Source organism: Stenomitos frigidus ULC18, from assembly GCF_003003795.1.
In the GTDB taxonomy this organism is placed as follows: domain Bacteria; phylum Cyanobacteriota; class Cyanobacteriia; order Leptolyngbyales; family Leptolyngbyaceae; genus Stenomitos; species Stenomitos frigidus_A.
This window is the reverse complement of record NZ_PVWK01000137.1, coordinates 20468-29438: the sequence shown is the minus strand read 5'-3', so window position 1 is coordinate 29438 and position 8971 is coordinate 20468. Positions and strand designations below refer to the sequence as shown.

The 8971-nt window shown below is 52.3% G+C and carries 8 protein-coding genes and 1 pseudogene; 6 read left to right on the top strand and 3 right to left on the bottom strand.

Annotation, left to right across the window (positions count from 1 at the left end; all coding sequences use genetic code 11):
• A pseudogene (locus C7B82_RS25110) lies at positions 1–383 on the bottom strand (phasin family protein); the annotation flags it as partial.
• 489 nt (positions 384–872) lie between these two features.
• Between C7B82_RS25110 and C7B82_RS25105 the strand changes: the two are divergent.
• The 5 genes from C7B82_RS25105 (at position 873) to rppB (ending at position 6971) form a co-directional block, all read left to right on the top strand.
• Positions 873–2945, top strand: a complete 2073-nt coding sequence (locus tag C7B82_RS25105) for a heavy metal translocating P-type ATPase (protein WP_245940084.1) — start codon at positions 873–875, stop codon at positions 2943–2945.
• A gap of 472 nt (positions 2946–3417) precedes the next feature.
• Positions 3418–4116, top strand: a complete 699-nt coding sequence (locus C7B82_RS25100; protein ID WP_106259498.1) for a DUF305 domain-containing protein — start codon at positions 3418–3420, stop codon at positions 4114–4116.
• Positions 4117–4261: 145 nt separating this feature from the next.
• Positions 4262–4747, top strand: coding sequence for a hypothetical protein (locus C7B82_RS25095; RefSeq protein WP_106259497.1), 486 nt, complete (start codon positions 4262–4264; stop codon positions 4745–4747).
• Positions 4748–4915: 168 nt separating this feature from the next.
• Positions 4916–5617 carry a two-component system response regulator RppA gene (gene rppA, locus C7B82_RS25090; protein WP_106259496.1) on the top strand — a complete coding sequence of 234 codons (702 nt, stop codon included), beginning with the start codon at positions 4916–4918 and terminating at the stop codon, positions 5615–5617.
• Positions 5550–6971: a two-component system sensor histidine kinase RppB gene (gene rppB / locus C7B82_RS25085; RefSeq protein ID WP_245940083.1), complete on the top strand. Its 1422-nt coding sequence runs from the start codon at positions 5550–5552 to the stop codon at positions 6969–6971. Before rppA ends, rppB begins: the two co-directional genes overlap by 68 nt.
• A 78-nt stretch (positions 6972–7049) precedes the next feature.
• On the opposite strand, the gene C7B82_RS34420 is transcribed toward rppB, so the two are convergent.
• Complete coding sequence (locus C7B82_RS34420) at positions 7050–7184, bottom strand: hypothetical protein (protein ID WP_281259043.1); 135 nt, start codon at positions 7182–7184, stop codon at positions 7050–7052.
• A 332-nt stretch (positions 7185–7516) separates the two neighbouring features.
• Positions 7517–8191, bottom strand: coding sequence for a glutathione S-transferase family protein (locus C7B82_RS25080; RefSeq protein ID WP_106259494.1), 675 nt, complete (start codon positions 8189–8191; stop codon positions 7517–7519).
• A gap of 121 nt (positions 8192–8312) precedes the next feature.
• On the opposite strand from C7B82_RS25080, the gene C7B82_RS25075 reads away from it, so the two are divergent.
• Positions 8313–8756, top strand: a complete 444-nt coding sequence (locus C7B82_RS25075; protein ID WP_106259493.1) for a MarR family winged helix-turn-helix transcriptional regulator — start codon at positions 8313–8315, stop codon at positions 8754–8756.
• Positions 8757–8971: the final 215 nt, after the last annotated feature.

The window sequence follows — 8971 nt, the reverse complement described above, 5'->3', positions numbered from 1 at the left end:
TGCCAATCCGCTTGCTGGTGAGCGAGGGCTTGCATCTGCGGCTTCAAGGCGTCCAGACGTGGCGCCAACGCCTGGAGATGGTCTTCGCTGTCAGCACGCACCGTTGGCGCCGCCCGCGAGCGCCGCTGCTTTGCCGCACCCTCCAGTTCGTCCCAGCCACCCGTCGCTGCGGCCACGACCCGAGGGGGTGGCGTTGGTTGGCGTTGCCCCAGCAGGGTGCGGACGCCAGCTTCGGTGGGGGGCACTTTTAAGGTTGGCCCTTGGGGCCGCAGGTACACATCCAAACGGGCGGGACAAACATCAATACCAACCCCTGTTTTTTCTCCAAACAGCGTTTCGGCGGCGGTCGCTTTGGGTGGCCCTTTGACAACGCGTCCTTGCACAGGCGCGATCGCGCGCTCTAGCGAGCCTTCGAGTTGGCCTCATGGGCCTATGCGCATGGCGCCAAACGCTACCAAACAGTGTCCCTGGGGCGAACTGGATGGCCACGCGCTTCTTAAAAATACAGGCACCCAAGCAACAGAGCCGTGTTGGATGCCCCTTAGGGACGACCGGTTACCGACCGCTGAAGCGACAAGGGACGTTCCATATCACGTCCCTACAGCAAGAATTGCACCTGATTAAATCCGCGTGCCTTAGCGAGTGGACTGCTGTTACAAACCTTATTGGGATCGCTGCTCTAGATTTCATCGTGATTTCATCGTGGTGATCTACTCTCGAAGGTAGCGCTTCTCGGTGAGTGGTTTATGGCATCGGTCATTCACAGTTGACTCCTTACAGGGCGATCGCGTCATCAAAGCACACAGGTCTTGATACGCGATCGTTTATCATTTATCACCCGTTCCAGTTCATCTCTTTCAGAGGCAACTGACATGGAACAGCACAATCATGCAACGCCTGTCGAACCTTCTAGCCACAATTATCACGGGCAGCATCAGCACCATTCTGCACAGCATATAGCGACAGAACAGCACGGACACGCTGGACACGATAAACACGCCGGACATAATCCGGAAATGTTCAAGCGGCTGTTTTTCATCTGTCTAGCGCTGACTGTGCCGATCCTCTATTTCGAGCCCATGTTTCAGATCTGGTTTCGCTATCAGGCGATTCAGTTTCCTGGCTCAACGTGGATTGGACCGCTGCTGGCGATCGTCATTTACTTCTATGGCGGTTGGATCTTTTTCGTCGGTGCATGGCGCGAGTGGCATAGCAAAATTGGCATGATGACGCTGGTGTCGCTGGCGATCACGGTCTCCTTTGTCTACAGTTTGGCGGTGTCGCTGGGATTGCAGGGCATGCCCTTCTACTGGGAACTGGCGACCCTAATTGACATCATGCTGCTAGGGCACTGGATTGAGATGGCATCGGTGCAGGGAGCCAGTCGAGCGTTGGAACATCTGGCAAAACTGGTGCCGTCTGTGGCTCATCGCCTGGTGGGCGATCGCGTGGAGGATATCGCCATTCAAGCACTCCAGTCCAATGACCGCATTCTCATCCGTCCGGGCGAGCAAATCCCCATTGATGGTCAGGTGGCAAACGGAGCCTCCAGCGTGAATGAGGCGTTTCTCACAGGAGAATCACGCCCAGTCACCAAGCAGGTAGGCGATGAAGTGATTGCGGGAGCCGTGAATGGAGAAGGTGCCTTAAAGGTAACGGTGACTCGGACGGGCGAGCAAACCACCCTCAGCCAAATCATGCGGCTCGTACAGGAAGCGCAGAATTCCCGCAGCCAATATCAAGTGCTGGCGGATCAGGTTGCCTACTGGCTGACGTTGATTGCCATTGGCGTGGGCACGCTGACCTTTGTCATCTGGCTGCCGTTGAAGGACATCACGTTTGCGATTAATCGGGCGGTGACGGTGTTGGTCATTACGTGCCCGCATGCGCTGGGCTTGGCGATTCCCCTGGTGATTGTGAATGCTACGGCAATGGCAGCCAAAAATGGCATTCTGGTGCGCAATCGAGAAGCCTTTGAACGCGCCAAGGATATCAAAATCGTTGCTTTCGACAAGACTGGCACCCTAACGGAAGGTAAGTTTGGGGTGCAAACCGTTTATACCGATGGGATGAACGACCAGGAGGCACTGGCGATCGCCGCTGCGCTGGAAACGCTCTCAGAGCATCCATTGGGGCAGGCCATTGTCAGAGATGCCGAAACAAAAGGCGTACCGCGTTTAGCCGCAACAGACTTTCAGGCGATCGCAGGCAAAGGAATTTCCGGTCTGGTTCGCGAAACGACCTACTTTGTCGGACGACCGGAATGGATTCAAGAATTAGGAGTTCAATGTGCCGACAACCTGAAGCAAGGGCTGGAAGCGGCGGAAGCGCGTGGGGAAAGTGTCATTGCTTTGATGGATCAAACGCACGTTTTGGCATTGTTTGCCCTGGCAGATCAGGTGCGTGAGAGTGCCCGCCAAGCAATCCATCAGTTGCAGGACGCAGGCGTACAGTCCGTGATGATTACGGGCGATGCGGAAGCGGTTGCCAAAACGGTCGCCAATGCTCTGGGCATTCAGCGTTACTATGCGCGGGTGCTGCCCCAGGACAAAGCCTCGATCGTGCGATCGCTCAAAAAGGAGGCTCCTACAGTCTTTGTGGGGGATGGTATCAATGATGCTCCGGCACTGCTGGAAGCTGATTTGGGTGTGGCGATCGGCGCGGGCACCAATGTGGCGATCGAGTCTGCCGATCTGGTGCTGATTGAAAACGATCCGCTGGATGTTGCCCGCGCTCTGAAACTGGGCAAAGCCACCTACTCCAAAATGATTCAAAACCTGCTGTGGGCAACTGGCTATAACGTGATTGCCATTCCTCTAGCAGCAGGCGTTGCCTATTCCTTGGGGCTACTGCTAGACCCCGCGATCGGTGCCTTGTTCATGAGTTTGTCTACTGTCATTGTCTCCATTAACGCGATGACTCTACGCCGAGTGAAATTGGCTTAACTTGCAATCTCGGTTGCTGAATTGCGGGATGAATTACCCTCATCCCCGACCCTTCTCCCCAGGAAGAAGGGAGCCAGAACGCTTGTTCCCTCTCCTTTTGGGAGAGGGCTAGGGTGAGGCATATAGATTGCTTCATCCCAGGATTCAGCAACGCCCAATCTCTGTTGCTGAAGCACGATCCCTTGCAAAGCTAAGGACAAAGACCGGACGACGCTCTCAGTCTATTGAGTTTGATCGCGACAAGCCCCTTAAAAGCATTGAGAAAGATTACAACTCTTCTCTAATCTGAAGTCTTTCATCCTGATTTCATCTCACTATGAAAGCCTGAAAATAGAGGGGGTATTTTAGTCAATAGTGATCATACCTTAGATGCTTCTTACTATAGGCAGAAAGTCCTATTCTAAGGATTAGAATCACTCGATTTTAGATCAACCAATAACCAAAAAATAAATAGGAATCGGTTAAAAAAGTCATGAACAAAAAGAGTCCCCTTTATAGTCTTACAGGACTACTAGCGATCGGTGCTTTGACAGGCACACTGCTAGTCAACCGCACTCAGGCTCAGTCACCTAATGCCGATCAGCCAGCCCCGCCACCCCAGAGCGGCATGATGGCTCCATCCGCTCAACATTTCATCGAAATGATGATTCCCCATCATCAGGATGCGGTAGAGATGGCGAACCTGGCATTGGCCCGTGCCAAACATCCTGAGCTTAAAACGTTAGCGGTCGCGATCAAGCGAGATCAGACCCGCGAGATTCAGCAAATGCGGGGTTGGTACAAAGCCTGGTATGGCAAAGAGGTGCCTGCCACCGCCATGATGAATGGTTCTGGCATGATGGGAAATCAAGGCATGATGGGCAGCCAACAAGGCACGGGACAGGGCATGATGGGTGGTTCTGGCATGATGGGAAACCAGCAAGGCATGGGACAGGGCATGATGACCCGGAATGGCATGATGCGGACTGATCTGACCGCTCTCAAGAATGCCCCAGACTTCGACAAAGAATTTCTCCGTCAGATGATTCCCCACCATCAGATGGCAGTGCATATGGCTCAGATGGTGCAGAACCAGAAAACGCGTCCTGAAATTCGTACTCTGGCGCAGTCCATCCTTAAAAGCCAGACGGCTGAAATCAAGCAAATGCAGCAATGGCAAAAGGCCTGGTAACACTAGACCTTCACCCCAAGGCGACCAGGAAGAACAGGAGGCGTTGAAAGACTTTGGTGCAGCGTATGCTCGTTATGCCGAAAGCACTCCAGCTTTTTTACCCTGGGGGCGCACTCTGCCCAGAGACACATCAAGGTCCTAAAACATGGGCAGAAAGCCGTTTATTCAGCCATTGATCCACATCGTCGCAGCACCAGAAGCCTGTCTCTTTCTGTTTGCCTTTCTGCTGAACTTTGTTTACGAAGTTTGGCAGGCTCCCTACTACAGCTTCTACAACAGCCACACGCTGGCAGACAAGATTCGTGACTTGACCCATTGCAGCGTTGGGGATGCCGTGATTATTTTAGTTTGCCATTGGGTTGTGAGCGCGATCGCCCGCTCCCGTCATTGGATACTCCATCCCACTCGACGCTTAACGTTGCTGTTTACCAGCCTGGGTCTTTTAATCACGCTGGCGATCGAAACCTATCGCGTGAATGTATCGCAAACCTATGGTGTTCCGGTTTTCGCTGTACCGTTGCTGGGCATGAGTTTTTTAGCGGTGCTTCAGTGGATCATGCTTCCATCCTTAATCCTCTCTCTGGCTCAGCGTCACCTGTTGGGCTATCGCCATGACCCCAAGATGGATTAAAGCTGGTTGATCGTGGTCATCCACACGGTGTATCACTGCCATGTGCTCGATCGTGTCGATCCAGGCATGATGGGGGATTGTGGAGATGCAAGCTTAAGATGTCGTCGCTGACATAATGGATGGATTGGACCCGCTTCAACGTCGCTGCTAAGGGGTGTTTCAAAGACAATGCGGATTTTGTTGGTTGAAGATGAACCGGATCTAGGAGCGGCGATTCAGCGCGTCCTAAAGCGTGAGCAGTATCTGGTCGATTGGGTGCAAGACGGCTCAGAAGCCTGGGACTATCTCGACCAGCAATGGGTTCACTACTCCCTCGTCATCTTCGATTGGATGTTACCCGGCTTGTCTGGGATTGAATTGTGCCAGCGCTTAAGAAACCGGAAGGCAGCGTTACCCATCTTAATTTTGACGGCTAAAGATCGCATTGAGGATCGGGTGATCGGACTGGATGCTGGAGCCGATGATTATTTGGTCAAACCCTTCGGTATGGCAGAACTGCTGGCACGCATTCGCGCGCTCCATCGGCGATCGCCCCAGATTCAACCCCAACAACTCCAAGTCGGCAACCTGACGCTCGATTATGGCAAACACACCGTTTTTTGTCACCAAGAAAGCCGCCAGCAGTCCATTTCGCTGACGGCAAAAGAGTTTCAAGTCCTGGCATACTTCATGCAGCGTCCTGGGCAGGTACTGACCAGTGAACAACTCGTCAATCAACTCTGGGAAGTTGGTACAGAACCCACCAGCAATGCGGTGGCAGCCCAAATTCGGCTACTGCGGCGTAAACTGGCAGAAGTGGGGTATGACAAACTCATTGAAACCGTTCACGGCATGGGCTATCGGTTTAACGACGCTGATGCACCGCAATAAGCTCTTTAATCAAACCCGCTTTCAACTCGCTGGCTGGTATGCGATGGTGATGGGTAGCATCCTGGGTCTGACAGGCTTCACCACCTACCAGATGGTGGCTCATTCCCACTGGGATGCCGTGCATCAAGAACTCCAGTCGATCTCAGGCACCCTCCATGACAGTCTGGAGCCAAAACTGAAGCAACCCGGTCGCCTGGAAGTCTCTGTTCAGACCGTTCTACCCAATCTCTGTCTCGCAAAGCAGCACTGCTCAATACTATCCGAGGAGTTGGGAAGGCATACCCTCAATGCTTTTCAACAAAGTGGCTACTACATCCGCTTTTTTGACCAACAAGGAACCCTGTTGGCAACCGCTGGGCAAGTGCCAAGGGGGCTCTCTGTAGAGTTAGCCGATCACCTGTTGCAAACCCTGCAAGACCAGGAGGGCGATCGCTATCAGCAACTCTCGTTGCTATTGAAAAACGAGGGCGGTCAGCCCTGGGGTTATATGCAAGTCGGGCGATCGCTCAAAGAGTTTGATGATCACCTTTCATTCCTGCGCGTCACCATGTTGGCAGGCTTACCCGTTGCCATGCTGCTCGTTGCAGTTACCAGTTGGAGTTTAGCCGGACTGGCAATGAAACCCATTTATCGCTCCTACGAGAAGATGCAGCAATTTACTGCTGATGCGGCTCATGAGTTACGCACGCCCCTGGCTGCTATCCGAGCGATCGTCGAATCCACTCGTGATGAGAGCCTGCTGACTGAAGCCGAAGCCAAAGCAGCCTTAGCCGGAGTCGAGCGTCAAAATCAACGCCTGGTACAACTAACACAGGATTTACTGCTACTGTCCCGGTTAGAAGTCTCCACCGAAACATCCAGTCAGCAAACGGCTAAGTCGCAACCCTCTTGTTGCCTGAATGACCTGATCCTGGATGTTGTCGAAAGCTTGTCTGTGCTAGAAATTGCCGCACCGCTCCAACTCACCACGCAACTGCAAACCAAAGCACCCCTCTATGTGACTGGCGACGAAAACCAACTGGTGCGCCTGTTTGCCAATCTGGTCGCTAATGCCCTGCAATACACGCCTGAAGGTGGAAAAGTCACTGTTACATTGGCACAAGATGACCAACATGCTCTTGTGCAAGTGCAAGATACGGGTATTGGCATTGCGGCCGCAGACCAGGCACATCTGTTTGATCGCTTCTATCGAGTCAGCCGCGATCGCTCGCGGCATACGGGCGGAGCCGGATTGGGGTTAGCCATTGCTAAGGCGATCGCGCAGTCGCATCGTGGCAGCATTCAAGTCGAGAGTAAATTAGGCAAAGGCAGCAGCTTCACTGTACGCTTGCCCTTAATCCAGAGGCTGCAGTGAAGCAGGCTCCACGTTCCCAACAGCCGTTTTCGGTAAAGTTAACATCAGCCTGCGGCAGCGGGGTAGAGCGCTCAAGTATTACCAACTGCGCTCCGTGCCGATCTCTGTGACATCGACTTCAATAAAACAACACTCTAAAGCTGCCTGAAAGCCCATTTCTGCCAGGACGTCATGGATCTGCTTGTCGAGGTGTTGCTCATCGTTATACGGCATTGAGCCGAGATACGTGCGAGAGTTTATCATATGGGTACTAAAGCTATGCTGAGCAAGGTTTTCAGCGTTTAGCTCACAACACAGCTATTTTTATCGGATAGCTGCTGGACGAGCAGAAGGGCGACGGTAGAATGCGGGTTTCAGACGACGAATCAAGCAGAAATTAGGCTGTGTACTAGTCGTCTTGCATTAGTACAAAGGCCAAAAGTAGTCCGCATCTTTACTAGACAAGGCTTTCAGTGATCAGGGCTAGAAGCGAAAAGGCTAAAGCGCCTATCTAGTCTACGTTTCAAGCGATACGATCAAAAATCGCACGTATCTCGCTCAACCCCTTATAGAGTGGCTTGGATGATCTGGGTCAAATGAGAATGGCGTTTGAGCAAGAACTCGTGCAACAGTTGTGCGTAGGTTGGCAGCACGGCTTCCATAACCGATGGGCGACTAAGCAAAGCGTCTCGCCAACCCATCACCTTGGGTGTCTCTGCAAAGAACCCAAAATCCTGATACTGCTCAAACACGACAAAATAGCGAAAAATTGGACCATACACAGCATCCACTAGAGAGAAGCGATCGCCACTAAAAAAGGGGCCTTCCTGTAGTTGATCTTCTAACGTTTGCCACTTTTGGATCAATTCCTGTCCTTTGGCTACAAACGTCGGTTCATCTTGGGCACTGTAGAAACCCGCGATCGCATTCAGAATACTTGATCCAAACTCGATCCAAGCGCGATGCCTCGCTTTAAGCAACGGATCAACCGGATGGAGTGAACCCGGTGTCACTTCATCCAGATACTCACAGATCACTGCCGATTCAAACAGTACCGCGTCGCCAACCAATAGCAGCGGCACTTTACCCAACGGTGAAAGCGCTAGAAACCAATCAGGCTTCTGTGCGAGATCCACATATTCCCGCTCATAAGGAATTTGCTTTTCATGCAGTGTAATGACGGCTCGCTGCACATAGGGGCAGAGTGTATGGCTCACCAATTTTAAAGAAGAAACAGCCATCGGTTTAAACCCCAACCCGCGCTACGCTTGTCTCGTTACAGCTAAACTAATTGCATTTGCAACTAAAATCAATTTAGCGCAAACTAATTGCATTTGCAACTATATTGATGGTTTGTCACCAATGGTTCCTTTAACAACCGCTCAAAACTCGGCTTGGCGGCTCTTTCTTAAAACCTATGCGGTTTTGCTGGAGCAAATCGAGCAGACGCTCAAGCAAGCCAATCTGCCTAATCTCAGCTGGTATGATGTGTTGTGGGCCTTAGAAGAAGCACCTGATCGACGCTTACGCTTACATGAATTAGCCGCTGCGCTCGTGTTGCAGCGCAGCAACCTGACTCGTTTAGTCGATCGCATGGAACAGGCGGGCTTCGTTCAGCGAGAGCACTGTGATAGCGATCGGCGGGGTGCTTTTGCCGCCCTTACTTCAGAAGGACTAGCCTTGCGACACCAGATGTGGCAAGTTTATGCGCCAGCGATCGACCAGCATTTTGCTCAACCATTAAGCGAAGCACAAATCACTGTCCTGACTCAAGCGTTTAGTTTGCTGTTGCAGACTCAGCCTTGATGTCGATCGCGTTTTGGGGTATAACACCGTTCCTGGCAATTAAGTACGACATCGCCTGAAAGCTCTTCTTAGCTTAACTTCAGACTGTGATCTTGCCGCTTTTGCTCAACGTTGATGCACAGCAGCAGCGACTCAAGCGTTTAGGAGCAGAGCGATTGATCACTTCTGCTCATCTTTTGTTTAGCTGCCAACCACTGCGGGGACGGCAGAAGTGC